This window comes from Natronolimnobius sp. AArcel1, from assembly GCF_011043775.1.
In the GTDB taxonomy this organism is placed as follows: Archaea; Halobacteriota; Halobacteria; order Halobacteriales; family Natrialbaceae; genus Natronolimnobius.
Window position 1 is genome coordinate 1 of sequence record NZ_JAAKXY010000009.1, and the last position, 24342, is coordinate 24342.

Sequence of the window (24342 nt, forward strand, 5' to 3'; positions counted from 1 at the left end):
GTCAAATCAGAGATTCGTTCCTCGAGATGGGCGTTCATCCACCAGAAGAGTTCCGTGTGCTCGGCATGGGGCGATTCATGGCCGCTCGTGGCTATGATTACATCGACTTCTATCCGGAGTTCCACAATCCGAACGCCGACGTCTTTCACTGAGTTACCACCTGCCATAGCACATCGTCAATTAATACCTTAGTATTCAGAGAAGGTACTAACTAGAGACTAATGGCTGATACTGAATTACGCTCGAATTCAAATGCGAAAGACCACAGTACATTGACGCACGAGCCTTACCTGCACTTCGAATACTGGAATATAGGCAGTTTACGAATGTGACTGGGCCACTGGAGAATCCGACCTCCAACACTTAGTGAACTCGATGAACCACAGCGTAAAACACAATCTGAGAGACGCGTCATTGACCTTTGACTTGGAGTGATTTTTCTGTGGACGCATCCCTTCATATTAGATAGAATACATCATCGGTTGGTTAATAAACAGCCACAGGAGTGCGTATACTGGAAGGTCTGACCAATCAGTGACCTCTACAGAAGCGAATTGTCATCGGCTCCGCTTCACTCAGTACGGGATCAACGTGTTTGGTTACTTAATCAACAATAAAACACCTGTTTGGCAGCGAGTCTCCTCCTGATTTGACGATCTCACCTATAGAATGTACAACATACAAAGTCGAGTTATTGAGAGTCTGCGTCAAACCTGCGGGGCAAGTGCGAACGCATACGCAAGGCCAATCACCACAACGCTGCCGATGGTCTGTTTTCCCGGATATAACGAATGAGCCGAGAAGATCACGGCTCTGAGGAACCCCGGTTAGCGGGTGGTTCCTCGAGTGTTCCGTACGACTGCACGTGCCGACCGGCCCGCCGGGTGATGACCGACGGTGGTCAGGCGGCGGCCGAAGAAACAGCTGATGAGGACAGTTCGGATGAGGCGGATGAATCGGAGCCAGACAACGAAGAATCAGCTGCTGAGACAGACGAATCGGAGGCGGACGACGAGGAGGTAGCTGACGAGGAGGTAGCTGACGAGGAAGCTGAATCGGAGGATGAACCAATAGATAACACGGAGGATGACGCCGAGTCTGAGTCGGACTCGGAAAGTGAGTCTGAAACCAGCAATGGAGAAGACGACAATGGGGAGGACGACGATGAGGAAGCAGATGCCACGGAGGGTGGCCACGATCAGAGTGCAGAAGACGTCTACGACGACGATGAGGCAAGTGGTGTCTTACATCTCGACCTGGATGGGCTGTACCTCGATTTGCTCGGACTCGAGGTGAATCTCAATCCGGTTTCGCTCGACGTGTCTGCACGGCCGGGTGAGAATAACCTTGTTGGAAACCTGCTTTCAGCGGTTTCGGGGCTGCTCGATGGCCCGAGTGCGCTCCTCGAGAAGGTGAAATCGCTGCTTGGGAAGCCCAAGGAGTTGCTCCAGTCGCTCTTTGAGGGAGTCCGAAGCAAACTCGGCGGGCTCATCAGTAAGCCGGTCGAGTTCATCAAGTCTGTGGTGGGTAAGCCAGCCGAATTGCTCAAGTCCGTGGTGAGCAAGCCAGTCGAGTTCCTTCGGTCGCTTGTAAGTAAGCCGGCATCGCTTCTCGGTGGCGGTGAGGCTGACGAAGAGACGGCCGAGGATGAAGAAGCAGACGAGGCGGAGACAGAGTCAGAAGAGACGGATGAGATGGCCGAACCCGAGAGTGACGAGGAGTCAGAGGCCGACGAAGGTGGACGTATTTCGGGAGTGCTCGAGCGGATTCGATCCGGTATTGCGTCGGCTGCGAACTGGGTGAAAGAGAAGTTCGTGGGCCTGATACCGGGCTTGCCGATTGAGGATCTCATTGCGATGGTCGTTCGCAAGAGCATCCAGACGTTGATCGAACAGGCAGAGAAACAGAGTGGCGACCAGCCAAGCGAGCAATCTGACGCTGAGACACAGGCGGAGGCACAATCATGAGTGACGAGACTACAACGGCCGATGACTCGAGTTCGAGTACCGACGCGATAGCAGATCGAATCGACTACGAAGCAATCGCCGAGAACATCGATATCGCCGAACTGGTCGAGGGAACTGAGTGGGAAGACGAGATCGACGAGGAACAGCCACTCGGTGAAGCACTCGGCGGGCTTATCGGGGCCGTTCTCGGTCGAAAAGTCGGCGAGAGTATTGGTCGGTCCGTCGGCGATGTCGCACTCGAGGAGTTACTGGGTGCTGAAGAGCCCGAACTCGAGGAGGGTGAAGAAGACGAGGGTGAGGCCGATGATGCTGATGAGGAAGCGAGTGACGACGAAGAGAGCGCTGACGACGATGACGAAGATGAAGACGAGGAGGGCGAGGAAGATACTGCAGAGGGCGATGACGATGCGGAAAGCGAGGAAGACAGCGCAGACGATGCGTCAGCCGAAGACGAGACAGACGCTGAGGGAGATGCAGCCGAGGAAACGGAAGACGAAGAAGGCGACGAGAGCGAGGCGGCAGAGAGCGAGAGTGAATCCACAGACGACGCCAACGATGAAACAGATGAGTCTGCAGAGGAGTAACTATGCGCGCCTGCATCGCTGTGAGTCGAGTACCTGCGGCTCGAGGTGGTTACGATGAGTGAGACACAGGGACTGAAAGACATCGTCACAGAGGAGATCAGCAATCAGGTTAGCATCGCGAATCTGCTTGGTGATGGAAATCTCGAGGATGAACTCGATGGTGGCGACCTCGGCGCGGCTGTTGGGCGGCAACTCGGCGAGCAGGTCGGCCGAGAACTCGGGGCGTCGATTGGCCGCGAGATGCACGAGACGATGACCGAGCGGATGGCAACTGATGAGGATGGCGACGATGACGAGTCGGATGAGTCGGCCGCGCCTGAGCCATTACGATCTGCCGTCACAAGTGCAGTGCAGGCGGGCGTCAGCAACACAGTCGCCGAGAGCAACGTCGGTGAGTCAGTCTCCTCGCTGGCTGAATCTGCAACTGGCGATGATAATGGCGATGACGACGGGCTGCTCGAGGATGCACTTGACCAGGAACTCGATATTGGCGGGTCCGACGACGCGGGTGAGGGCGATGACGACACAGACGATGCGGACGAGTCTGCTGACGAGGAGACCGCAGACGAGGACGACGAATCTGCCGGTGATGAGGAAGCGCCAGGAGATGACGACGATGAGTCAGCGGATGCAGATGCCGACTCCGACGAGAGCGACGACTCGGGGGCAGACGCCGAAGACCTCGAGGGCCTGCGCCGGGAAACACTCGAGGATTTCCTCGGGCTGATGTCTTACGACGATCTCCAGTCGGTTGCGAAAGACGTCGACGTAAAGGCGAACCTGAGCCGCGACGAGATGACCGACGAGATCATCGAGACGGTCTCGGACGGCGAGACGGAGTCGGAGTCCGACGATGAACAGAGCGAGCAAAGCGATAGCGGCGACGAAACCGAAAGCGAGAGTGAGAGCGAGAGTGAGAGCGAGGAAGACGACAGCGACACAGCGGAGTCGGAGGCTGACTAGTCGACCCTCGCCTCTCTCGTATGTCGTACTCGAGTCTCTCGTGTCTCGTGGCTTGAGACCATCTCTGGATCGGCGGATAGGGGCGTCCCTGCGTACCCCGGCACACAACTAACCCGCGACGATGGCAAAGACACGTCCATGAGTGAGGACCTTCACGAGGAACTAACGGACGTTCTGGATCGGGCCTCGGCTGAGCGCGAGTCGCTGCTTGCGTCCGATGAGCAATCAGATGGGGACACAGAGACGGATTCGAGCGGGCTTCTCGAGGCTGCCGACGATGCCAGTGACCTCCTCGAGTCGAACGAGCCGGGGGACGTACTCGAGGCACTCGAGTTGGATACGCTCCCAGACGGAAGCGACGCGTCGTCGATTCCAGAGGCGATTGCGGAGGGAGACAAAGCGGATGTGGCCACGCTCCAGCAACTGCTTCGCCTCGCGAATCTGGCCGATCACGACGCCGCCGAACTCGATGGGGCGCTCGAGTCGCTTCGTGATGGAATCGATGCTGGGACAGACGATAACGATGATGCTGAAGCTGAGGTGACGCCAGCTGACTCAGACGGAGATTCGAGCGACGACGCCGAGGCTGAAACACCCGAAGACACCGACGGCGAACCCGACGAATCGGACAGTTCCGATACCACATTTGAGTTGACGGAGCAACTTCGGTCGTCGATGAAGTCCTCACTGAGTGACTTCAGCGAGGACATCGGCTCTCTGCAGGACGGCCTCGAGGCGGTCCAGTCGGGACTCAGTGATTCGGATGAAAGCGACGGCGACGCGGCCGATGGCGACGCGACCGATGACGATGAGAGCGCGCCTGATACCGACGAGGAGCGTACGGCTGACAGTGAGGGCGAGGAAGACGATGACCTACTCGAGGCAGACCTCGAGCCTGATCTCGGCGGTGAGCGAGGAAACAGCGCTGGTGGGGACGGCACTCGGCATTCGACGATGGCACCGTCACCATCGAAACGCGCAGATATGAAGGGGACCGCACGGTTCTCGACGATGCCAGACCGGAACTAGATCTCGATACGGTTTCCTATACGTCAGTTCCGGCGCACCCGCGACCCAAACTGCGGGGACGCCGGTACGTTGGGACAACAATCCGTCTCACTCCTCGTCCTCGAGAAAGAGCCGGATTCCCATTACCGGAATAAAGAGGAAAAACGCGAGCAACATCGTCGCAACCAGTACCGCGTTGAAAAACTGGGGCGAAAGTTGCGGCGAGAGCATCCACGACGTGAGTGCGATACCACCGCCGAGCGAGAGCACAACCAGTGTAACCAAATCGCGCCGACGCACCGGAACTTCCTCGTCCATATGCCCACGTGCACAACGCGGGTATATAGTGCTACGACTTTTCGACACGCGACGCCAGGACAAGTACGGCACAATCCTTTCTTGCTTGCGCTCGAGGATAGCGTATGTACGACTCGATTCTCGTCGCAACCGACGGCAGTGATGGGGCAACGACCGCCGTCGAGCATGCGATCACACTGGCTCGCCGACTCGAGGTGCCACTCTATGCCATTGCCGTCCTCGAGAGTCGAACGGCGTACGACAACGCAATCGTCGATCCGGAGGAAGCGACCCAGCGCCAACGTGAACGGGCTGAAGCCGCGCTTGCCGACCTCGAGTCGATGGCGGAGGCGGATGGCGTCTCCGCCGAGACAGCGATACGAACAGGCGTTCCCCACGAGGAAATTCGAGCCTACGCAGGCGAGACGGATGCTGGCGCAATCGTGATCGGGGCCCGCGGACGGTCAGCGTTTACGGGCGCACTGCTCGGGAGCACCGTCGATGCCACACTCAGACACGCCGACCGGCCGGTGCTCGTCGTCGACACGCCTTCGTCTCAGTGAAGCTCTCCGGCAAGCACCTTTGCAGCGACGAGTACGGGGTCCCACGTCGTGTTGAACGGCGGCGCGTACGCGAGATCGTAATTCTCGAGGTTGAAGACAGATGCCCCCTCCTCGAGTGCCGACACAAGTGCGTGGCTGCGGTGGACGGCTCCCTCGCCGTACTCGCTGACGAGACTCGCACCCAGCAGTCGGCCCGAGTCTCGGTCCGCAGTAAGCGTGACCGTGACTGTGCCATCCTCGGGGTAGTACCCAGCCCGTGAGTTCGCATCAATCGTTCGCGTGACAGGGTCGAACCCGGCGTCTCGAGCGCGCTCGTGATCCAGCACACCCGTTCGGGCTGCCTCGAGGTCGAACGCTTTGACGGCTGCCGTGCCGGCGATATCGCCGCCTGCAGTTGGCCGGCCGGCAACGGTCTGCCCGACTGCGCGTCCGTGTCGGTTCGCCGTCAACGCAAGCGGTACGTACGCCGACTCGCCGGTCACGGTGTGCGTTGCCTCTGCGCAATCGCCCGCTGCGTAGATGTCCGAGCTGTTCGTCTCGCAGTAGTTGTCTGTGGCGATTGCACCAGTTTCGCCACACTCGATTCCTGCATCCGCTGCAAGGTCTGTCCGAGGGCGAACACCAGTTCCGAGTAACACCATCTCAACCGGAACGCGGTCCTCGTCGGTGACGACCGCCTCAACGCGCTCGTTGCCAGCGAGGTCTTCAACGTCTGACTCGAGATAGACAGCGACGTCCTCCTCGCGGAGATGCTCGGCAACGGCCGCACTGGTTTCTTCGCTAAAGCCCTTCAGAAGCCGCTCACCGCGTTGAAACAGGTGGACCTCGAAATCGTTCGCGGCCAGCGCTTCGGCCATTTCGATCCCAATATAGCCCCCGCCCACGACCCCTACCGGTCCCGAACACGTCTCGAGATACTGGCAGGCCGGCCCCCGATCCGGCTGCTGAAACGACTCGTTCGACCGCGCTCGAGCGACGTACTCGCGCAGTTCCTTCCCATCACTCATCGACCCCAGCGTGTACACACCCTCGAGATCGACGCCATCAACCGGTGGGACGACCGCTTCTGCGCCCGTTGCAATCAATAGGTGATCGTAGCCTTGCTCGAGCGTCCCACCCTCGTGGACAGCCGTCACCGACTTCGCGTCGGGATCGATTGCCGTTACCTCGTGGCCGGTCCGCAGGTCGATATCCCGCTTCTCGCGGAACTCGTCGGGCGTCACCGAGACGAGTTCCGCGAGTGACTGTATTTCTCCTTTGATGTAATAGGGCAACCCGCACGCACCGTATGAGACCCACTCACCTTTCTCGAAGACGACCACCTCGAGGTCGGGATCATCGCGTTTCGCCTTGCTCGCTGCCGACATCCCGGCCGCATCTCCGCCAATTATGACGAACGTCTCAGACATAGCTGTTCATTCGTGAGTATGAGGGATAACAGTGGATGGTGGGACAGAATACGGACTCGAGGGGGCGTTGCTGGTGACGTTAAAGTTGGAGGATAGCGTTGCAGGATTCGAACAACGCCGAGACGGTCGCTCACGTCGTTCGCGCTGCGACTCGCCTCGTTCAAATCCTTCGCGGTCCAGTATCTGTCGCTCACGGATTTGTTCGCGACAGAAACATGGGCGCTGCAGGATTTGAACCCGCGACAGCTTGGTCCGAAGCCAAGTACTCTGTCCAGACTGAGCTAAGCGCCCGCATCCAATCGTATCCGATGGGTCCGTATAAGTGGCTCGATTCTCACCTCATCCGACAGGCATCGACACGCAGACTGTCCCGGGGTTTTGTGCCACCTCGAGCGTACACTGCGTCGCAGTTGCGGTCCTTCCCACGGCATGAAAACGAGCGATGGGGGCCTATACGACGGGATCCTACAGTCGGCTAATGACGGTACACGATACGCCCGTTCCAGACGGGTCCACCGACGAGCCGCTTGAGTTGCTGACTGACGACGCGGACGTCTGGACGGCTGTGCCGACCAACGCCTCGGGTGAGGAGCGGGTGACGATGTGGCTGTCTGTCGAGTCCGACACTCTCTGTGATCTCGAGGAGTGGCGATAGCTACGTGAATGCTGTCGTGGACCGTGCCGTTTAACCCGTCTGCCTGAGCACGTCCGTCAATGGCAGTCGGGGAGACGATCCGTGGGCTACTCGAGTTGACACGGCCGGGAAACGTAATTGCAGCAAGTGTTCTGACATTTATTGGAGCATTTGTCGCCGGTGGCGTTGCCGACAATCAGACCATGGTTGCGGCGGCGGTTGCGGCGACCGGATTGGCTGTCGGTGGTGGCAATGCGATCAACGATTATTTCGATCGTGAGATTGATCGGATCAACCAGCCAGAGCGAGCGATTCCTCGCGGAGCCGTCAGCCCGCGTGGGGCGCTCGTGTTTAGTCTGGTGCTCTTTGCGCTCGCGGTCGTGTGCGCGTTGTTGTTGCCGACGGCAGCAATTGCAATTGCAGGGATCAATTTGCTAGCACTGCTCGCGTACACGGAGTTTTTCAAAGGGCTACCGGGCGTGGGGAACGCACTGGTTGCCTATCTCGTCGGGAGTACGTTTCTGTTCGGTGGGGCAGCAGTCGGCGAGATCGGGCCGGCGGTCGTTCTCGCGGTGCTGGCCGGGACAGCAACGCTCTCTCGCGAAATCGTCAAGGACGTCGAGGATATCGAGGGTGATCGAGCGGAGGGACTGAACACGCTCCCGATCGCCGTCGGCGAGCGGCGGGCACTCCTCATCGCGGCCGGATTGCTCGTCGTCGCCGTCATCGCAAGCCCACTGCCGTACGTGCTTGGGTACTTCGGCATCGCCTATCTGGGACTCGTGATTCCAGCGGCGCTGTTCATGTTCTATGCCGCCTATGAGGGCTTTACTGACCCAACAGCCAGCCAACGTCATCTCAAGTACAGCATGTTCCTCGCTGCAGTGGCGTTTATTATCGGTCGTGGTGCACTCGAGGTCGGTGGCATCTAGCCGAGAACACCGTTATAAGCCGACTCAACCGGTTGCAATCACCAATAGCAGTGCATAATTAATCAAAAGGTCTATAAACTGGTTTCTGTATTCTCATATCACACGCCGAGGAGACAGTAGTGTGCGGAGTGGTCGTCGCCACGGCAGGAACAGATGTGAATACTTGGTATGTATGACCTCGTAGATGTCCTCCCTGATGTCGAAATTGACCCGGGGACGAACGTGCTGGTTGCGGGGCCACCCATGACCGGCAAGCGCCAGGTCGCCTACGACATCCTGACGAGCGGCGCATCTCGCGGTAACGGCTCAATCGTCGTCACAACCAAAGACAGCGCTGATAAAGTGCTCGAGCGATTCGATGACGATGGCCGTCACGAGGACTCACCAGTTGGAGTCGTCGACTGTGTGACGAAACAGCGCGGTATCGGCACTGTTGAGGACGACCCACGGATCAAGTACGCTTCCTCGCCGGTCGACATGACCGGTATCGGTATCAAGCTCTCTGCATTCTTACAGGAGTTCTACGAGGGGCGTGGCGTTACGGAGAATCGCGTCCTCTTGCACTCGGTCTCGACGCTGCTTATGTACTCAGACTTACAGACCGTGTTTCGGTTCCTGCACGTCTTTACTGGCCGAATTCAAAGCGCTGACGCACTCGGTATCTACGTCATTGACTCGACGGCTCATGATGACCAGACGATGAACACGCTCAAGCAACTCTTCGATGGTATCATCGAGATTCAAGCGGGTGACTCGGAGCCGGAGATTCGAACAGCTGGGCTCACGTCGACATAACGACTTCTTATTCCAATCCGTGTGTTGCCATGGCACATTTACGCCAGCAACGCATACCAGTGTGTATGATCGACTCAGTCGAATCCGATGCGGACATTCACTCAATTCTCGAGTCCGAAACGATTGCCGTTGTCGGCTGTTCGAGTAGCCCGGGGAAAGCCGCCCACGACGTGCCGGCGTATCTCCACGAACGCGGATACGACGTCATACCAGTGAACCCATTTGCAGACGAGATCTTCGGCCGGTCAGTTCCGGACTCGCTCGAGGCAGTTACCGAGACGATTGCTGTCGTCTGTGTTTTTCGCCCGAGCGACGAGGTGAGCGAAATCGTCGATCAAGTCCTCGAGCGCGACGATGTCGATGCAGTCTGGACGCAACTGGGGATTCGAGACGATTCGGCGGCCGAGCGGGTGCTCGAGTCGGGACGCGAGGTCGTCCAGGATCGGTGTATGAAAGTCGAGCATCGACGACTCGTCGCCTGAGACAGTTTTCGCGCCGGTGTAGCGGTCTGCCCGCAGATTGGCTCGCAGTCGAACCGGCTGCGGGACACTCGATTGTCTGGGATGTGTCTTGCAATAGGACCACCTGAAACTGTTCACACACTGATTTGCAGTGGCTATCGTCGCGCTTGAACCGATGTACGCACCGATCGCAACGCTGTCCTGTGCTCGGATGTACAGTGACGTTCAAGCGCAACGAGACTCTCTCGACCGTTGGAAAGTAATTCTCAGAAAATCCGTCACCACCGACAGAGACTTATCTGCCACGAGAGTATGCGATAGCAGTACCCATGTGTGACCGGTCTGGGAGTTGTTCAAACGACGGCACGTGCCAACTCGTCCTCAGGAACCGGAAAACGGGCATCGAACTCGTCGAGCACCACTGTAAAGCCCATCTCGTCTTGCGCGTATGGGAGGCAGAACGCGATGAGGGGCTCGATATTGTCGATGCAACAACGCTGCATCAATCTTCGCCGAGCTAACGCAGCCTGCGCCTCACGGAGGCGGCGTGATTGCTCGAGCGATGTGCAAAGTCTCGACTGAGTTGCACACTGTCTTTGTCTCCCCCCAGAACTGCGGGTTGGCCTCTCTACTAAGACTCCCATTCCTCGAGCGAACGGTAGATCCCTTTTGAGAGATAGCGCTCGCTCGAGTCCGGAAAGACCGTCACCACCGTGTCATGTGGAGTCTCGAGGTCTCCTGCGGCAATCCGTTCGGCAACGCGGTTGGCTGCCACGCTTGCGGCCCCTGCACTCGAGGCGACGAGGTGGCCCTCTTCGCGAGCGAGCCGACGGAGTTCTGCGTGGGCGTCTGCATCGGAGATGGCAGTAATTTCGTCGACCAGTGATGGATCGAAGAGGTCGTTCGTCGCTGGGTCATGCGTCCCGATTCCTTCGATTTTGTAGTCGCCTTCTTCGAGGTCGTCGCCGAGTACGGTGCCGTACAGCGATCCTTTCGGTTCGACGGCGGCGATATACGTCTCCGGATTGTGCTCTCTCGCATACTTGGCCAGTCCCATGAGCGTCCCCGCAGTGCCACAGCCGGCGACAATAGCGCCGACCTCGCCCTCGAGTGCATCGTAGATTTCGGGGGCTGTCGTCTCGTAGTGAGCCTCGGTGTTCAACGGGTTCGAGAACTGCTGTGGAACGACGGCGTTCTCGAGTTCATCAGCCAGGTCGTGTGCCCGATCGATTGCACCGCCCATGCCGTCCGCTGTGGGCGTGTTGATGACCTGTGCGCCCAGTGCCGACATGAGCTGTTGCTTTTCGACGCTAAAGCGCTCGGGGACGACGAAGACGGATTCGAGCCCCAGTTGCCCGGCGGCAATGGCGAGTCCGATTCCCGTGTTCCCAGCCGTCGGCTCGACGACGGTTCCACCCGGCTCGAGATCGCCTTGCTCGAGCATTCGCTCGAGCATGTACCGGCCGATGCGGTCTTTCACGCTCGCACCTGGATTGAACGACTCGAGTTTCGCGTAGACGGGAACGTCGTCGGGTCCATTGTGTACCCGGACCAGCGGCGTCTGGCCGATCGTCTCGAGCACCGACTCCAACGGCTGCTCGTGGGTCGTCATCGTACTGGCAAATGTTGCCACTGCTGTTAGTGTTTGTCGTTGATTGCAGCAGGCGCTACTCGGCGCGCTCGCTCTCGAAAAACTCGTTGAGTGCTCGAGGACTACTCGGCTGTGTCTGGCGACGCCGCATCGGTGTCAGCGTCGTCGGCGCTGTCGGCGGATGCTGCGCCTCCATCCTTGTCTGTGGCGTCTCCGTCTGTGGCCTCTTCGGCGTCGTCAATGGCGGCCTCTGCGAGAATTTCCTCGCCGTCGAGATCGTGCTCGTCGGCAATCGCGAGCAAGAGTTCGCGCTGGTCACTGAGTTGATGGTCGATTCGCTTGACTGTCTCGTGCGTGTCGTCCATCTCCTCCTCGAGGCCGATAATTCGCTGCTGGAGTTGCTGGACCTGTTTGTACATCGCTTCGGCACGGTCGGAGATTCCCTGAATCTTCTTTGCAGTGCTGCCAAGTCCCATACCCAGTACCTGTAGCGGCGTTGTAATGGGCCTTTTCCTCCGTGACGGTTCGTGGGTGAATCTACTGGTGATGGTTCCTGTTCTGAGATCCTCACGAGACGGGTGGCGTCGTATGCGCGGCCAAGAACGATACCACGAGATGATGAGAGGTGACGTATGAGGAGGATAACTGACGCCCATGCAGAGAGCGCCAGTCGGTGGTGAGCAGCGTGGCTGCACTCCAAAAGCGCCTCGTGATCTACGTCGCCTCCCTGTTCGTGTTGATCGGCGTCTACTCGCTCGCATATCAGTGGGGAATGGCCGTCTACGAGGGCGAATCACGTACCTGGTATCAGGCCCTCGAGGTCGTCGTCCAGTCAATGACGACAGCGGGCTACGGCCAGGACGCCCCCTGGCAAACACTCGAGATGACCGCGCTCGTCATGCTGATCCAAATTACTGGCATCGCCTACATCGTCGTCGCGATTCCGCAGTTCGTCGTTCCGTGGCTCGAGACGCTCATCCAGCCAGCGCCGCCGGAACAGATCGATCACCTCTCCGAGCACGTCATCGTCGTCGGCTACACCGCACTCTGTGATACACTCGTCGAGGAACTCGAGACCAGCGGGACGCCGTACGTGATTCTCGAGGGAGACGAAGACCGTGCACAGCAACTCCATGAGGATGACTTCCGAGTGTTGCATGGTGACCCGTCGGCTACGGAGACGCTCGAGGCTGCCTGTCTCGAGGACGCACTCGCGGTCATCGTCGATGCGACCGAGCGCGAGCAGTTCCGAACAGTATTAGCGATCGAAACGCGAGATCCGGATGCGACAGTCGTTCCATTGGTCCACGATCCGGCCGATGCCAGATACTTTCGCTACGCCGGGGTTGACGAGGTGGTGTCACCACGACACCGGCTTGGGAAGGCACTCGGCGATCGCGTCCGAACCGTCCTCAGCCCCGATCTCAGTAGTCTCGAACTCGGAACGGCCTTCGATATTGCCGAGTTTCACGTCGATCCTGACGCCGACCTCTTTGGCGACTCACTCGCCGCGACACAGCAACTCGAGGATGCCGGCGGGACGGTCCTCGGCGCGTGGGTTCGGGGCGATTTCGTCACCTCGCTTTCCGATGAGACGACCGTCGATGAGAACACGTCACTGCTCGTCGCCGGCACCGACAGTGACCTCGAGGCGATTGGCGACGCGACTGGCACGACGGGAAGCCAGTATCGAGCGAGTCGCGACCCCGTCGTTATCCTCGGCTCTGACCTCATTGGGACAACGGCTGCCGGAACGCTCGAGCGCGCCGGACTCGAGTACACCGTCGTCGATTCGACGGCCGACGACCACGTCGATGTCCACGGTGACGTGGCCGATGAGGAGACGTTGCTCGAGGCAGGACTCGCCGACGCTGGCACCTGTCTGGTCGCACTCGAGGATGACACTGACGCACTCTTGGCGACGCTAACCGCTCGCGCGCTCAACCCTGATCTTGAGGTCATCGCGGGTGCAAGCACCGCCACAGTCGTCGACGCGTTGCGCACTGCGGGCGCGGACTACGTCCTCGCACTGCCGAACGTTGCGGGGCGTCTGATCACGCTTCGAATCTTCGACCGCGAAGTGATGACGTTAGAAGAGTCCCTGAAACTGCTCGAGGTAGACGCGCCCGCACTCGTCGGAGAGACAGTCTCGAACGCGAGAGTTGCTGATGAGACGGAGTGTACCGTCGTTGCACTCGAGCGAGATGGCGAGATCTACTCGCAGGTCGACGATGTGGAGTTTACTGTCGACGACCGTCTCATCGTGGCAGGCACTGACGACCAACTCGAGCGATTTCGCGAACGATACGGCGATGACGAGAGCAACGAGGGGGCGACCGAGACAGCGTAGCAACGGACTCGAGTAGCCATCATCGGTTGAGAATCCCCGAAACAAGACTCTCACGTCCGCTAGCGGGTGGAAAGTTCAATGCAGTGTCGGCGCCTCAGTTCCCGCATGTCCGAGGAAACGGAGTTCGATCCCGAGGCGACCGAAGAGAAAGAGATCGGTCGCGAGATGGTCGATGAGAGCACCGGCCTCGGCTCCGTCGCGGCTCACCTCTATCGCGGCGAGATGGAACGCACTGTCGAATGGCGAGCACGCCTGGATACGACGACCAACTGGGCGGTGACGGTAATGTCAGCAATCGTCGCGTACGCCTTTTCGGGCGAGGTTTCTCACGCCGTGATCCTCGCAGGAGTTGTCATGGGAACGGTGTTCCTGTTCATCGAAGCCCGCCGCTTTCGCGACTACGATATCTGGCGCTCTCGCGTGCGAGTGTTACAAGAAAATCTCTTTGCCAACGCGCTTGACCCCTCAGCGGGGATCGAACAGGACGCCTGGCGCGCAGATCTGAGCGAGGATTACCGCGATCCAGACCCGAAACTCAGCTACCGTGCTGCGTTCAGCCACCGCCTGCGCCGGGTCTATTTACCACTCATGAGTGCCGTCCTGATCGGGTGGGTCTTTCACATCTGGGCGTTCAATCCCGACGAGCCGTTCCTCGAGAGTGCGGGCCTGCCGGGAGTCAGTGGTATCGTCGTCGTCGCGGCCGTTGCCCTCTACTTCATCGCGCTGTTGGTCTTGGCGATCCCACACTCTGCGAAAGAACGCGGCGAATCCGGCGAGGCAGAACACGGTGACCTCGAGTAATCACACTGCGTGATTACCACTCGCTTGCCGGCCGAATCGCCAGCAGGCGATAAGAGAGGCGAAAGGCCCTTAAGGACCACCCACCTACAGGAGAGTGGATAGGTCGGGCAGTTTGGCCCTGCTCACTACCCGCGCTATGGTCATTAGCGGGGACCAAATACCGCAGGCGTCCGGTCAGACCGGCCGGGGCCTCGGGAGCCAACAGAGAAGCCTCGTCCGTCGGGGACAGCGGTCCACGATGGCCGTCCGCAGGGACGTCCCATCGTGGTTAGTCGGCGACAGCCCATCAGGCGCGGAAGCGAGCAGTGGACCGTCGGACACCTGTCGCTCGACGGGTCGCGGGGTGGAGAAGGCAACCGGGATTCCCCCGGCCGGAACGCCGGGCAATTGCGGCCTCCACACTCATACTTCATTCAGTTAACCTCAGAGAGTAACGGTACCACCGGTTGTCGCGCGGTTTGTGAGCAACTCGCGGATGGAAAAACTTAGATGCGTTCTCAGACGTGAGTTCTGTAATGACAACGAGACGAGTTGCGGCGCTTTTGGGTATCCTCGTGGTGATCGCACTCGTCAGCGGTTGTGTTACCGTTCCCTCGAGCGATGACCCTGGCTCCGAAACGGAGCCTGATCCCGACACGCTCTTCGAAGGCATTTACGTCTACGATGACGCCCTCGAGGATGTCGATGGCGTCGTCACGGGTGAGTGGGCGGGCTACAATCAGACGCTTTCCGAGCGCGAGCATATTCAGGAACGACCGTACACTGATTCCCGAACGGAAACGCTCGAGTCGTCGGCGACGGATCAGGAAACGCCGGTGCTCATCTCGAACGACACGACGCGCTGGTGGTACTATCCCGACCTGGAACAGGCCGATTACTACGTACCCGACGGCGCACCGTACGAAGACGATGAGATTCAATCGGAGCGAACCACGATGGCCGAGACGGAACGCGAGCGCTACGACCTCGAGTACGGCGGCACTGACGAGGTTGCGGACCGAGAGGCCCACGTTCTCGATCTCGAGCCGAAAAACGAATCCGTCGAGACTGGTGTCTCGGTCCTCGTCGGCGAGTCGACGTACGTCTTTGCACTCGAGACAATTGACTACGAGGACGAAGACGAACTGCAACGTGTCTCACATACTGTGTGGCTCGATGCAGAGTACAACTATCCGCTCAAGGAAGCAGTCGTCTGGGAGCGAGACGATGGCTCGGAGTATCAGATCACCGAAGGCTTCGAGTCAGTGACGTTCAATTCCGGCCTCGAGGACGAAACGTTCGAGTTCGAGCCGCCGGATGACGTCGATGTCTACGAGATTGAGTAAACCGAACTGAGAGCGGAGAGCGCTTACTCTGCTGGCTGGCCAACGGCTGCCGAGCCCTCCAGTGCGAGTCCACCCTCGAGCGTGCGGACGGGGTAGGGGATGTCGATGCCCTCCTCGTCGAAGCGCTGTTTGACCTCGGTGATGTACTCGCCTTTGATGCGGACGAAGTCCGCTCTCGAGGGGGTTGCGATCCAGAAGCGCGACTGCAGGCCAACGTCGGAGTCGTTGAGTTCGGTCAGTCGGACGCTTGGGCCGGGGTCGTCCATAATGTCTGGATGGCGTTTTGCTTCTTCGATGATAATGTCTGTCGCCTGTTGGATGTCATCGCTATAGCCAATGCCGAAGACGAACTTCATCCGAAGTTTGTCCGCGTCGACGGGATTTTTGATCGTATTTTCGGTGAGTGCGGAGTTCGGCACGGTCAACAGTTCGTTATCGAACGTTCGAACGCGCGTGACGCGGAGACTGATGTCTTCGACGACGCCAGCGTGCTCGCCGTTGTCCCACTCGATCCAGTCGCCGATTTTGAACGGGCGGTCCGTGAAGATGAACACACCGGCAACGAAGTTCGAGATGACGTTCTGTAACGCCAGTCCAACGGCAAGCGCCCCGGCCGCTGCGATCCCAGCCATCGAGACGAGGAAGTTACCGTAGCCGCCAAAGCCAAACGCGACGGCGACTGCCACGAACAACAGGCCAAACTGTGTGAGTTTCAACAGCGGCTTTTGGGCATGCGCATCTAACTCTCGTCGATCGAATCCCCGCCTAACGAGTGGCAAAACGAGCAGCCGACCGATCATCCAGATTGCAACGAACGCAATCGCGAACCGGACGACACCTGCAGCCGTTCCTGCAAGCGCCCCGCCAAGTAGCGGCTCGAGTCCCTGACCGATTGGGCCGAGGTCCTGTGCGCCCTCGCCAGCCTGCAGGAGGGTTGTGGCTGCCGATGCACCGATCATCGATAGATGACTGCGGTGTGCCCGCGCGTCTCGACGAGTTTCCCGTTGACACGATCGGCAAGATCCGCTGCTTGTTCCTCGGTCGAACTACCTGCTCGAGCAGCCCGCAAAAACTTGACTTTGACGAGGTCTGCATTCGAGAGTTGATCATTGAGTTCATCGACGACGGATTCGAGGCCGCTTTTGCCGACCCAGACGGTCACATCGAGATCGTGTGCCCGCTTTGCCAGTTCCTTCTTATCAATATCCATGACCTCGAGTATGAACGGAAGACAGTTGAATCTTCGCGAATCAGTCGGGCACACTTCACCGCTCGAGTCAGCCCTCGTAGGGATATCGCGCGTGGGCACCGCAGTCACAGGTAATGACGACGTGGCCGTCTTGCAGCCTGACGCGGGCGTTTTTGCCGGGTCGAAGATAGACGTCGCACGAATCGCAGGTAAACCGTCGAAACTCTCGAGGGAGCGTGAGTCGATTTCGCTCTGCAACGCGGCGGGCGAGTCGAACGTAGTCTCGTGCTCTGTCGTCGTTCCCGTCCGCTGCCGCCGCTTTCGCGAGGTCGTGCAGCCGTTCGATTCGCTCGGCGGCAATCGTCATAGCGACCGGTTTGGGCGGTTTGCCTATTGATGTTGTGTTCCGTCGTCCACACGAGCGACCATTACAGGAAACCACCAATCACTGGCTTCTCGACTCGAGTTCGAACACAATACTGTTATATCGCCGGTAGCAAACAGAGTAGCAACTCGGAGTCGCCGCTATCAGTCACCGGCGGCGAGTACGCCTCGCTCTCATCTCCGCTCACTCGCTATGTCCAACCTACTTTCGACGGCGCGCTCGGCCGACGACGCTGGTACCAGTTCACTGAGCCGCCGCACGATGCTGGCGGCGACCGCTGGCACAACCGTCTCACTCAGCGGCTGTATCCGCCAGTTCCGCAGCGCGGTCAACCGCGACGGCTACGACCCACTCTCGCTGACGATTACGACCCTGCCAGCCGATGGCGACCGCGAAAGTATCCAGCTTTCTCGAGCAATCCGAAACGTCCTCGAGACGGCAGGCATCGACGTCTCGATAGATATGCGTGCCGACGAGGAGTTTCGACGCTCGATTCTGATTAATCACGACTACGACCTCTACGTCGGCGCACACCCCGGCGACACCGACCCAGCGTTTCTCTACGACATGCTTCACTCGCAGTTTGCCGAAGAAGCCGGCTGGCAGAACCCGTTTGGCCTGACGAATCTCACCGTCGACGACCGTCTCGAGACCCAGCGAACCGCAGCCAGCGACGAGCGCGCAGCCGCTGTCACGGAGACGCTCGAGGCAGTCGCGATGGAACAGCCGTTTGTTCCGATCTGTGCCCCAACGGAGTATCGCGTCGCCAGAACCGACCGCGTCGAAGGCTGGGGAGCGGACGATCGCCATCCAGCGACCAAACACGGCTATCTCGGCCTCGAGACGACGGCGGACACTGGCGACGACCCGTTCGAACTGCGGGCAGCGCACACGGATGCCCGCCCCTCGCAGAACCTCAACCCGCTGTCAGTCGAGTATCGCGACCGCGGGTTGGTCGTCGATCTCGTCTACGACTCGCTCGCACTCGAGTCGGCGACGAATTTCGAGACGCAGATGCTCGATTCTGAGGGGGCTGCAGCAGTTGCTGACGGCGAGGAAACTGCTGCGACGGAGACGCCTGACGAGGACGATGCGGCGGACGACGAAAACCAGACGCCGGAACTCGTTCCATGGCTCGCAGCCGACTGGGAGTGGGACGACCAGACACTTTTGATCACGCTCCGCGAGGACTGTCAGTTCCACGACGGCGAGCCACTCACCGCGTCAGACGTCGCCTTTACCTACGAGTTTCTGGCCGATACGACACTCGGTGCTGATGGCGCCCCAGCACCCACCCCACGCTACCGTGGGCAGGTCGACGCTATCGACGCAATCGAATTGGACGACACCGACGACTACCATCTCGAGATAACGGTCTCGGCGAGCCAGATCGTCGGCGAACGCGTCCTTACCGTCCCCATCCTCCCGGAACATATCTGGCGCGAGCGCGCAAGCGCCCCGAGCGTTCCGGGCATGCACGTCGCCCCGGGAACGACCGACGCACTCGTCACGGACAACGTCCCACCGATTGGCAGCGGCCCGTTCGCCTTCGAGAGCCGAACCGACCGCGAACACGTCACGTTCGAACGCTTTGACGACCACTTTACACTTCGAGACGATGTTTCGCTCCCCGAACCCACCGTCGAGGAGTTTCGCATTCAGATCGACCCCCGCAGTACCTCCGCGCTGACGCTCGTCGAAGACGGTGACGCAGACGTGACGACAACCCCACTCGAGAGCTACGTCGTCGATGACGTCCTCGAAGAGACTGGCGACGATGTGGCCGTCCTCGAGTCCTCGTCGTGGTCGTTCTATCATCTCGGCTTTAATACCCGGCGAGCGCCGTTTGGAAACCCCAACTTCCGGCGAACCGTTGCGCAACTGCTCGATAAGGAGTGGCTGGTCGAATCGGTGTTTGATGGCCATGCTCGGCCGATTGCAACGCCAGTGACGGACGAGTGGACGCCTGACTCGCTTGCATGGGACGGCGACGATCCGGAGACCCCGTTTGCTGGAACGGACGGTGACGTAGACGGATCGACTGCACGCGCCCTGTTCGAAGACGCTGGGTTCAGCTATGACACTGACGGGAATCTACGGGTGAGAGACTAATGCTGGTCCAAGTGCTGGTTCGACTGGTTATCGTCGTGGCCCTTATGAGCGTGGTTTCGATTGCCCTATTTGTCGGCCGCTACCGACTCCGGGCGACGTTCACCGAGTGGCGAAGCCGTGTCCGTGCAATCGCACCGATCACGCTCCTTCTTGGTGGGGTCTTGCTGTTCAATAGCGTTGCGAGACAGTACGGCCCTGACTTCTCCTGGCTGCGACTGGTCGAGTGGAATATTACGTGGGCCATCTACGACATCGAAGGCCAGTTCATCCTCTGGCTCCAGTCGTACTCAACGCCTGAGATCACCGCGTACTTCTCGTTTATTTACATCTATGGCTACGTCTTCTTGCTCGCGTTCCCCGTTATGGCGTACTTCGCGCTCTCGAATACGCGTCCCGCTCGAGAGTTGTTGACGGCGTACACGCTGAACTACGTCCTTGGACTGCTCTGTTATACGTTCATCATCGCGTACGGTCCTCGAAACATGATGCCGGAACTCGTCGAGGCACTGCTGTACGATACGTACCCACAGTACCAACACCTCACCCGACAGGTCAACCGAAATACGAACGTCTTCCCGTCACTGCATACCTCGCTTGCAGTTACCGTCACGTTCCTCGCCTACCGCACGCGCGATGTCTATCCGAAGTGGTTCCTTCTCGCGACCGGCCTTGGCGTCTCCGTCGCCATCTCGACGATGTATCTCGGGATTCACTGGGCAATCGACGTCGTCGCCGGCATCGGACTGGCCTACATCAGTGTCGCCCTCGCGGGGGCACTCGTTGGCCGCTGGTCGCTCTCAGCCTGGCTCGAGGGACGCATTCCAGCGCTCCCCGGTTTCGGACGCGATGAGAGTGACCACCCAGAAGCAGGAGCCGATTCCGAGACGGAGCCGACACGAACTGACGGCAACTAAGCGATGCTGTGCTATTTGGATCAAATTGACAGCGACACCACTCACAGAGCGGTTGCCAGCAAAACGAACGCCAGATGTGTCATCGACTGGTGGTTCTCGCAGTCGACGATCGATGCGAGAGGTGGTAGTTAGCTAGTTGTCCTCGAGTGCGTCGGCGATCCGCTTGAGTGCACGAGTTTGATCGCGCATCTCATCGCGCATCTGGCGGACTTCGCGGACGAGTTCCTCGTTGCTTTCGTCACCGCCGCGTCCACCCGGGCCACCGGGGCCGCCTCCGCCACCCATCATGCCGCCCATCATCTGCGCGAAGGGGTTACCTCCACCGCCCATCCCGCCGGGGGCGCCTCCGCCGCCGCCGAACGGACTCTCGGGTGGACCCTCACCTTCGCCTTCTTCGGCGCGTTTTTCGCGGATTTCCTCAACGCGCTCGCGGAACGATTTCTCCTCCTCAGCGTCACTGTCAGCATCGCCATTCTCGGCTGGTTCGTTTTCGTCCGTCATACCCTCCGATTCTGTGCGACTGCGGAAAAGGATTGCCATGTTTTCGATTCGAATCACTCGTTTCGCCTCCCGACGCCGACACGACACCCACCCCGATTGTCCGGCTTGCCGACGAGCGACAAAGCTTGGCTTTATCAGTGCGGAGGGCGACGGTCGAGACATGCAAGGCAATCTGCCGCCAGAGGCACAGGAGAAAATCGAACAGCTTCAGGACCTGCAGGAAACGGCCCAGGAGGTCGCTATCCAGAAACAGGAAGCCGAATCAAGCCTCACCGAGGCAGAAAACGCGCTCGACGAACTCGAGAACATCGACGACGATACCACGATGTATCGCAACGTGGGCGAACTACTCGTCGAAACCGACTACGACGCAGCCGAAGAAGACCTTTCGGACAAAGTCGACACCCTCGAGATCCGTCTCGAGACCCTCGAGAAGCAAGAAGACCGCGTACAGGATCAGTTCGAGGGTCTGCAGGGCGAACTCGAAGAGTTGCTCGGCGGCGGTGGCGGCATGGGCGGACCAGCCGGCCCAGGCGGCCCAGGCGCTGGCGGCGCGTAAATGTCGACCGGCGAACCGACTGCTGAGGAGGTCGTCCAGACGGCCTCCGACGCTGCGGAAGGCTACGTCTTCGCGCAGTACAAACAATCAGCAGTACGCGACCTCGACGTAACCGTCGAATTCGAAGACGGCGTCCTCGAGGTCGACGTGTATCTCAACGCACCCGGCGAGGACGGCGGTCCCGACCCGGAACAGGTCGCTGACGATGCCGCGCTCACCGCGCGGGAAGCCGTTGACGACCTGTTCGGCGAGTAATCGTCGGCATTTTTCGCAGTCTATACGGTCTCGAGCGTTGCCTCTCGAGACGTTCGTCTACGTAATTATTAGACGGAGCTACTGCATGGCTTTGACCCAGCCCGGAACTGAGGCCATTCCCTCTTTGTCCTCCCAACCGTTCTCACGCAGATAGGTCTCGAGATCAGCAAACTCGAACCCGAATCGCTCCTCGAGGCCGTCGATATCGGCGCTGTAGCCAACCTCGTTGAACCACTCGCACATGACGGTGAACTCCTCGCCGAAGGAGTCGTAGGCGTCCTCGATGGGGACGTGAACGGGGTCGACATCCTGGCCGGTGACCTCTGACAGGACGTCTGCGGTTTCTGCAAGCGTCAACTCGTCACCTGCGAGTTCGATTCGCTCGCCGATGAACTCGTCAGGGTTCTCGAGGGCAACTGCGGCCGCGTGACCGACGTCGTCGTCATCGATCATCTGCAGGGAGACGCCCTCCTCGAGCGGGAGCGCAAGTTGACCGTCCTCGACGACGTCCTCGGCGAACGCCTCGAGATTCTGGAAGAAGAAGACGGGGCCAAGCGTCGTCAGCGGGAGGTCGAGGTCTTGTGCGTGCTGTTCGATTTCGTCGGCCGAATCGAAGTGGGGAACCCCAGTGTCTTCCCAGTGGCTGCCGACGCCGCTGAAGACGACCTGGTCGACGTCTTCCTCGCTTGCGACATCGGCGATGTTCTTTCCTTGCTGGACCTGCTGGTCGTAGCCGACCGTCCAGAAGTTCGTGACCGCGAAGACGGCATCCACGTCGGCGACGTGTGATGCGAACGAGTCCGGTTCGTCCAGGTCGCCTTCGACCATCGTTACACCGCGGTCGGACAGCGACTCGGCGACGTCACTCGAGGCGTCGCGCGTGAGCCCATAAACGTCGAACTCGGTCTCAGACTCGAGCAGGTGGTCGACGACGCTGCCACCCTGGTTGCCGGTTGCGCCGGTGACGAGGACGCTCGTGGCCATTTCAGTTCACCTCCTCGGCGCTGGTGAGTGTGGCGGTCGTCGTCTGATCAGCGGTTCGAACGGTGGCTTCGGTCACTGGTTTCATTACGTTACCTGGTTCGTCAAGTAACTACATAGCTGTTTGGCGACGCGACAGATACCACGTGACATCAGTGTTAGCTCGCTCGAGCCGACGGACTTAGTCGCTCGAGCTGTGGCTCAGACGGTTGGTCGGGACAATGGGCGAACTGAAGGGAAACGGATCGGCTTGAGCAGGGTGCTATGAGATTCGGAGAACAAAATCGACCGGACAACCGGAACCGCGCTACTGCGACTCGCAGATGTCGATGAAGTTCTCGAAGATTTCGTCGCCCTCTTCGGTGTGAGCGACTTCGGGGTGCCACTGGACGCCGTAGATATCTCGATCCGTGTTGCTCATCGCCTCAACATCGCAGACGTCGCTTTTACCCGTGAGTTCGAAGCCATCGGGAAGTTCTTTGACCTCGTCTGCGTGGCTCGCCCAGACGCGCGTTTCGGGGTGCAAGGAGCCAGTCAGCGGGTCGTCGCTGTCGACGATTTCGACCGTGACGTCGGCGTAGCCGCCGTAGTCGCCACCGCCGACGCGACCGCCGAGTTCCTCTGCGATGAGTTGCATACCGAGACAGATGCCAAGGACCGGAATGTCCGCCTCGAGATACTCGGCGGACGTACCGATGCGGTCCATGTCGGGGCCACCCGAGAGGACGACGCCGTCAGCGTCGACGTCTTCGGGTGGGGTGTCGTTGTCGATCAGTTCGGTTTCGACGCCGAGGTCACGCAGCGCGCGACGCTCTAAGTGCGTAAACTGCCCGTGGTTGTCCACCACGACGATTTTCGTCATTGGGCGTTCATAGTGAGTCACTCGGTAAAAGCGGTCCGGAACGTTCTCTCAGGACGGTTCGCACTCGAGTCGGCATCACATCCGTTATTTCAGGGCGGGGTCTATCACTGCCAATCGATGGGGCGTGATCTATCACCGGACACACCGCGTGAGACGCAGACAATTCGTGTGCCGCCGGCAGACATACAGGCGTACCGAGACTGGACACTCGAGGGATCTGGACTCACTGCCGCGGCACGCGTCACCGACGCTGCCGGCCGAATTGCACTCGTCAAAAACCACTGGTCGAACGGCTGGATCGTTCCCGGCGGCGCGGTCGAGCCAGGCGAATCGCTCATCGACGCTGCCCGACGCGAAGTGCACGAAGAAACCGGACTCAAGGCGACCATCCGCGACCCGCTTCTCATAATTGATCAGACGTACGTCTCGACGGCTGATCGGGAAACGCGTGTGTCCGCACAGTTCGTCGTCTTCGATGCAGACGCGACCGGGACAATTCCCGATTCCGACCGACTGGGTGTGGAGACGGGCGAAATTCGTGCGGCGCGGTGGTTCAGAACACTTCCGGATGAGCTTCACGAGGCTGACCTGTTCCGGCCATATCTTCGAGAGTGACTCCGTTCAACTCTCAACACCCCGTACGTTTATGCTGGTCCCAGCAGAGAGTGTGTGTATGGCATTCGATGTGCGTGAGTTTGAGCATCCGTCCTGGCTGACCGCTGCAGGCACCATCACCGGCTATCTGTTGATCCTGGTCGTGTTGACCGTTGCACTATTTGTCGTCCCGTGGCTGATTTTCGCAGCGCTATAGCCACGTTGGCGCTCCTGCTCGAGCGGCCGTGGCGGTGCAGACATATGAGTCACTCAACGGCAGTACTACTCGTCGAAAGGAGAAGAACCCAGG

The 24342-nt window shown here is 59.5% G+C and carries 29 protein-coding genes, 1 tRNA gene and 1 other RNA gene; 20 read left to right on the forward strand and 11 right to left on the reverse strand.

Annotation, left to right across the window (positions count from 1 at the left end; all coding sequences use genetic code 11):
* Positions 1–791 precede the first annotated feature (791 nt).
* The 4 genes from G6M89_RS21135 (at position 792) to G6M89_RS21150 (ending at position 4543) form a co-directional block, all read left to right on the forward strand.
* Entirely contained in the window at positions 792–1967 is a 1176-nt protein-coding gene (locus G6M89_RS21135; protein WP_165163876.1) for a hypothetical protein, read from the forward strand.
* Positions 1964–2551: a hypothetical protein gene (locus G6M89_RS21140; protein ID WP_165163877.1), complete on the forward strand. Its 588-nt coding sequence runs from the start codon at positions 1964–1966 to the stop codon at positions 2549–2551. The genes G6M89_RS21135 and G6M89_RS21140 overlap by 4 nt, the downstream gene beginning before the upstream one ends.
* A 54-nt stretch (positions 2552–2605) precedes the next feature.
* Entirely contained in the window at positions 2606–3514 is a 909-nt protein-coding gene (locus G6M89_RS21145; RefSeq protein ID WP_165163878.1) for a hypothetical protein, read from the forward strand.
* 138 nt (positions 3515–3652) lie between these two features.
* Positions 3653–4543 (forward strand): hypothetical protein, encoded by an 891-nt coding sequence (locus G6M89_RS21150; protein WP_165163879.1) that lies wholly within the window; start codon positions 3653–3655, stop codon positions 4541–4543.
* Between the two features lie 87 nt (positions 4544–4630).
* On the opposite strand, the gene G6M89_RS21155 is transcribed toward G6M89_RS21150, so the two are convergent.
* Positions 4631–4840, reverse strand: coding sequence for a hypothetical protein (locus G6M89_RS21155; protein WP_165163880.1), 210 nt, complete (start codon positions 4838–4840; stop codon positions 4631–4633).
* 104 nt (positions 4841–4944) lie between these two features.
* Here G6M89_RS21155 and G6M89_RS21160 point away from each other — a divergent pair, with 104 nt between their 5' ends.
* Complete coding sequence (locus G6M89_RS21160) at positions 4945–5382, forward strand: universal stress protein (RefSeq protein WP_165163881.1); 438 nt, start codon at positions 4945–4947, stop codon at positions 5380–5382.
* Here G6M89_RS21160 and G6M89_RS21165 read toward each other — a convergent pair.
* Together G6M89_RS21165 and G6M89_RS21170 are read right to left on the reverse strand one after the other, a co-directional pair.
* The gene (locus tag G6M89_RS21165; RefSeq protein ID WP_165163882.1) at positions 5376–6791 is read right to left on the reverse strand and encodes an FAD-dependent oxidoreductase; all 1416 of its coding nucleotides are present in this window, start codon (positions 6789–6791) and stop codon (positions 5376–5378) included. The genes G6M89_RS21160 and G6M89_RS21165 overlap by 7 nt on opposite strands.
* 216 nt (positions 6792–7007) lie before the next feature.
* Positions 7008–7082: transfer RNA gene (locus G6M89_RS21170), tRNA-Arg, on the reverse strand.
* A gap of 187 nt (positions 7083–7269) precedes the next feature.
* On the opposite strand from G6M89_RS21170, the gene G6M89_RS21175 reads away from it, so the two are divergent.
* From G6M89_RS21175 to G6M89_RS21195, 5 genes are all read left to right on the forward strand, one after another.
* On the forward strand, positions 7270–7446 hold the full coding sequence (locus tag G6M89_RS21175; RefSeq protein ID WP_165163883.1) for a hypothetical protein: 177 nt from the start codon (positions 7270–7272) through the stop codon (positions 7444–7446).
* 59 nt (positions 7447–7505) lie between these two features.
* The gene (locus tag G6M89_RS21180) at positions 7506–8357 is read left to right on the forward strand and encodes a geranylgeranylglycerol-phosphate geranylgeranyltransferase (protein WP_165163884.1); all 852 of its coding nucleotides are present in this window, start codon (positions 7506–7508) and stop codon (positions 8355–8357) included.
* Between the two features lie 168 nt (positions 8358–8525).
* Positions 8526–9152, forward strand: a complete 627-nt coding sequence (locus G6M89_RS21185; RefSeq protein ID WP_165163885.1) for a recombinase RecA — start codon at positions 8526–8528, stop codon at positions 9150–9152.
* A 65-nt stretch (positions 9153–9217) separates the two neighbouring features.
* Positions 9218–9634: a CoA-binding protein gene (locus tag G6M89_RS21190; RefSeq protein WP_165163886.1), complete on the forward strand. Its 417-nt coding sequence runs from the start codon at positions 9218–9220 to the stop codon at positions 9632–9634.
* A gap of 308 nt (positions 9635–9942) precedes the next feature.
* Entirely contained in the window at positions 9943–10134 is a 192-nt protein-coding gene (locus G6M89_RS21195; RefSeq protein WP_165163887.1) for a hypothetical protein, read from the forward strand.
* A 110-nt stretch (positions 10135–10244) separates the two neighbouring features.
* Here the strand turns inward: G6M89_RS21195 and G6M89_RS21200 are convergent, their stop codons facing one another.
* Positions 10245–11225: a PLP-dependent cysteine synthase family protein gene (locus G6M89_RS21200; RefSeq protein ID WP_165163888.1), complete on the reverse strand. Its 981-nt coding sequence runs from the start codon at positions 11223–11225 to the stop codon at positions 10245–10247.
* A gap of 101 nt (positions 11226–11326) precedes the next feature.
* The gene (locus tag G6M89_RS21205; protein WP_165163889.1) at positions 11327–11680 is read right to left on the reverse strand and encodes a DUF5798 family protein; all 354 of its coding nucleotides are present in this window, start codon (positions 11678–11680) and stop codon (positions 11327–11329) included.
* Between the two features lie 209 nt (positions 11681–11889).
* On the opposite strand from G6M89_RS21205, the gene G6M89_RS21210 reads away from it, so the two are divergent.
* From G6M89_RS21210 to G6M89_RS21225, 4 genes are all read left to right on the forward strand, one after another.
* Positions 11890–13554, forward strand: a complete 1665-nt coding sequence (locus G6M89_RS21210) for an NAD-binding protein (protein WP_165163890.1) — start codon at positions 11890–11892, stop codon at positions 13552–13554.
* A gap of 105 nt (positions 13555–13659) precedes the next feature.
* A complete protein-coding gene (locus tag G6M89_RS21215) occupies positions 13660–14355 on the forward strand; it encodes a DUF2270 domain-containing protein (RefSeq protein WP_165163891.1) in 696 nt (231 codons plus the stop codon).
* A 91-nt stretch (positions 14356–14446) separates the two neighbouring features.
* Positions 14447–14758, forward strand: an RNA gene (gene ffs / locus G6M89_RS21220) — signal recognition particle sRNA.
* Between the two features lie 112 nt (positions 14759–14870).
* Positions 14871–15680: an outer membrane lipoprotein carrier protein LolA gene (locus G6M89_RS21225; protein WP_165163892.1), complete on the forward strand. Its 810-nt coding sequence runs from the start codon at positions 14871–14873 to the stop codon at positions 15678–15680.
* A gap of 23 nt (positions 15681–15703) precedes the next feature.
* Here G6M89_RS21225 and G6M89_RS21230 read toward each other — a convergent pair whose 3' ends face one another.
* The 3 genes from G6M89_RS21230 to G6M89_RS21240 form a co-directional block, all read right to left on the reverse strand.
* Positions 15704–16639, reverse strand: coding sequence for a mechanosensitive ion channel family protein (locus G6M89_RS21230; protein ID WP_165163893.1), 936 nt, complete (start codon positions 16637–16639; stop codon positions 15704–15706).
* Complete coding sequence (locus G6M89_RS21235) at positions 16636–16890, reverse strand: YhbY family RNA-binding protein (RefSeq protein WP_206335664.1); 255 nt, start codon at positions 16888–16890, stop codon at positions 16636–16638. Before G6M89_RS21235 ends, G6M89_RS21230 begins: the two co-directional genes overlap by 4 nt.
* A 67-nt stretch (positions 16891–16957) precedes the next feature.
* On the reverse strand, positions 16958–17236 hold the full coding sequence (locus G6M89_RS21240; RefSeq protein ID WP_165163894.1) for a ribonuclease P protein component 4: 279 nt from the start codon (positions 17234–17236) through the stop codon (positions 16958–16960).
* Between the two features lie 210 nt (positions 17237–17446).
* Between G6M89_RS21240 and G6M89_RS21245 the strand changes: the two genes are divergently transcribed.
* Together G6M89_RS21245 and G6M89_RS21250 are read left to right on the forward strand one after the other, a co-directional pair.
* A complete protein-coding gene (locus G6M89_RS21245) occupies positions 17447–19366 on the forward strand; it encodes an ABC transporter substrate-binding protein (protein ID WP_165163895.1) in 1920 nt (639 codons plus the stop codon).
* On the forward strand, positions 19366–20280 hold the full coding sequence (locus G6M89_RS21250; RefSeq protein ID WP_165163896.1) for a phosphatase PAP2 family protein: 915 nt from the start codon (positions 19366–19368) through the stop codon (positions 20278–20280). The genes G6M89_RS21245 and G6M89_RS21250 overlap by 1 nt, the downstream gene beginning before the upstream one ends.
* Positions 20281–20412: 132 nt before the next feature.
* Here G6M89_RS21250 and G6M89_RS21255 read toward each other — a convergent pair whose 3' ends face one another.
* Positions 20413–20820 carry a hypothetical protein gene (locus tag G6M89_RS21255; RefSeq protein WP_206335665.1) on the reverse strand — a complete coding sequence of 136 codons (408 nt, stop codon included), beginning with the start codon at positions 20818–20820 and terminating at the stop codon, positions 20413–20415.
* Positions 20821–20941: 121 nt separating this feature from the next.
* Between G6M89_RS21255 and G6M89_RS21260 the strand changes: the two genes are divergently transcribed.
* Together G6M89_RS21260 and G6M89_RS21265 are read left to right on the forward strand one after the other, a co-directional pair.
* Entirely contained in the window at positions 20942–21340 is a 399-nt protein-coding gene (locus G6M89_RS21260) for a prefoldin subunit beta (RefSeq protein WP_165163898.1), read from the forward strand.
* Positions 21341–21595: a DUF3194 domain-containing protein gene (locus G6M89_RS21265; RefSeq protein WP_165163899.1), complete on the forward strand. Its 255-nt coding sequence runs from the start codon at positions 21341–21343 to the stop codon at positions 21593–21595.
* A 78-nt stretch (positions 21596–21673) separates the two neighbouring features.
* Here the strand turns inward: G6M89_RS21265 and G6M89_RS21270 are convergent, their stop codons facing one another.
* A complete protein-coding gene (locus G6M89_RS21270; protein ID WP_165163900.1) occupies positions 21674–22579 on the reverse strand; it encodes an NmrA/HSCARG family protein in 906 nt (301 codons plus the stop codon).
* A gap of 304 nt (positions 22580–22883) precedes the next feature.
* On the reverse strand, positions 22884–23438 hold the full coding sequence (locus G6M89_RS21275) for a GMP synthase subunit A (RefSeq protein WP_165163901.1): 555 nt from the start codon (positions 23436–23438) through the stop codon (positions 22884–22886).
* Positions 23439–23555: 117 nt separating this feature from the next.
* On the opposite strand from G6M89_RS21275, the gene G6M89_RS21280 reads away from it, so the two are divergent.
* Positions 23556–24053, forward strand: a complete 498-nt coding sequence (locus G6M89_RS21280) for an NUDIX hydrolase (protein ID WP_165163902.1) — start codon at positions 23556–23558, stop codon at positions 24051–24053.
* 58 nt (positions 24054–24111) lie between these two features.
* Positions 24112–24249: a hypothetical protein gene (locus tag G6M89_RS21285; protein ID WP_165163903.1), complete on the forward strand. Its 138-nt coding sequence runs from the start codon at positions 24112–24114 to the stop codon at positions 24247–24249.
* The last annotated feature ends 93 nt before the right edge of the window (positions 24250–24342 follow it).

Bases quoted from the DNA above. Each gene is read 5' to 3' on its own strand.
- G6M89_RS21135 (WP_165163876.1), top strand. From the start codon at position 792: ATGAGCCGAGAAGATCACGGCTCTGAGGAACCCCGGTTAGCGGGTGGT.
- G6M89_RS21140 (WP_165163877.1), top strand. From the start codon at position 1,964: ATGAGTGACGAGACTACAACGGCCGATGACTCGAGTTCGAGTACCGAC.
- G6M89_RS21145 (WP_165163878.1), top strand. From the start codon at position 2,606: ATGAGTGAGACACAGGGACTGAAAGACATCGTCACAGAGGAGATCAGC.
- G6M89_RS21150 (WP_165163879.1), top strand. From the start codon at position 3,653: ATGAGTGAGGACCTTCACGAGGAACTAACGGACGTTCTGGATCGGGCC.
- G6M89_RS21155 (WP_165163880.1), bottom strand. From the start codon at position 4,840: ATGGACGAGGAAGTTCCGGTGCGTCGGCGCGATTTGGTTACACTGGTT.
- G6M89_RS21160 (WP_165163881.1), top strand. From the start codon at position 4,945: ATGTACGACTCGATTCTCGTCGCAACCGACGGCAGTGATGGGGCAACG.
- G6M89_RS21165 (WP_165163882.1), bottom strand. From the start codon at position 6,791: ATGTCTGAGACGTTCGTCATAATTGGCGGAGATGCGGCCGGGATGTCG.
- G6M89_RS21175 (WP_165163883.1), top strand. From the start codon at position 7,270: ATGACGGTACACGATACGCCCGTTCCAGACGGGTCCACCGACGAGCCG.
- G6M89_RS21180 (WP_165163884.1), top strand. From the start codon at position 7,506: ATGGCAGTCGGGGAGACGATCCGTGGGCTACTCGAGTTGACACGGCCG.
- G6M89_RS21185 (WP_165163885.1), top strand. From the start codon at position 8,526: ATGTATGACCTCGTAGATGTCCTCCCTGATGTCGAAATTGACCCGGGG.
- G6M89_RS21190 (WP_165163886.1), top strand. From the start codon at position 9,218: ATGATCGACTCAGTCGAATCCGATGCGGACATTCACTCAATTCTCGAG.
- G6M89_RS21195 (WP_165163887.1), top strand. From the start codon at position 9,943: ATGTGTGACCGGTCTGGGAGTTGTTCAAACGACGGCACGTGCCAACTC.
- G6M89_RS21200 (WP_165163888.1), bottom strand. From the start codon at position 11,225: ATGACGACCCACGAGCAGCCGTTGGAGTCGGTGCTCGAGACGATCGGC.
- G6M89_RS21205 (WP_165163889.1), bottom strand. From the start codon at position 11,680: ATGGGACTTGGCAGCACTGCAAAGAAGATTCAGGGAATCTCCGACCGT.
- G6M89_RS21215 (WP_165163891.1), top strand. From the start codon at position 13,660: ATGTCCGAGGAAACGGAGTTCGATCCCGAGGCGACCGAAGAGAAAGAG.
- G6M89_RS21225 (WP_165163892.1), top strand. From the start codon at position 14,871: ATGACAACGAGACGAGTTGCGGCGCTTTTGGGTATCCTCGTGGTGATC.
- G6M89_RS21230 (WP_165163893.1), bottom strand. From the start codon at position 16,639: ATGATCGGTGCATCGGCAGCCACAACCCTCCTGCAGGCTGGCGAGGGC.
- G6M89_RS21235 (WP_206335664.1), bottom strand. From the start codon at position 16,890: ATGGATATTGATAAGAAGGAACTGGCAAAGCGGGCACACGATCTCGAT.
- G6M89_RS21240 (WP_165163894.1), bottom strand. From the start codon at position 17,236: ATGACGATTGCCGCCGAGCGAATCGAACGGCTGCACGACCTCGCGAAA.
- G6M89_RS21245 (WP_165163895.1), top strand. From the start codon at position 17,447: ATGTCCAACCTACTTTCGACGGCGCGCTCGGCCGACGACGCTGGTACC.
- G6M89_RS21250 (WP_165163896.1), top strand. From the start codon at position 19,366: ATGCTGGTCCAAGTGCTGGTTCGACTGGTTATCGTCGTGGCCCTTATG.
- G6M89_RS21255 (WP_206335665.1), bottom strand. From the start codon at position 20,820: ATGGCAATCCTTTTCCGCAGTCGCACAGAATCGGAGGGTATGACGGAC.
- G6M89_RS21260 (WP_165163898.1), top strand. From the start codon at position 20,942: ATGCAAGGCAATCTGCCGCCAGAGGCACAGGAGAAAATCGAACAGCTT.
- G6M89_RS21265 (WP_165163899.1), top strand. From the start codon at position 21,341: ATGTCGACCGGCGAACCGACTGCTGAGGAGGTCGTCCAGACGGCCTCC.
- G6M89_RS21270 (WP_165163900.1), bottom strand. From the start codon at position 22,579: ATGGCCACGAGCGTCCTCGTCACCGGCGCAACCGGCAACCAGGGTGGC.
- G6M89_RS21275 (WP_165163901.1), bottom strand. From the start codon at position 23,438: ATGACGAAAATCGTCGTGGTGGACAACCACGGGCAGTTTACGCACTTA.
- G6M89_RS21280 (WP_165163902.1), top strand. From the start codon at position 23,556: ATGGGGCGTGATCTATCACCGGACACACCGCGTGAGACGCAGACAATT.
- G6M89_RS21285 (WP_165163903.1), top strand. From the start codon at position 24,112: ATGGCATTCGATGTGCGTGAGTTTGAGCATCCGTCCTGGCTGACCGCT.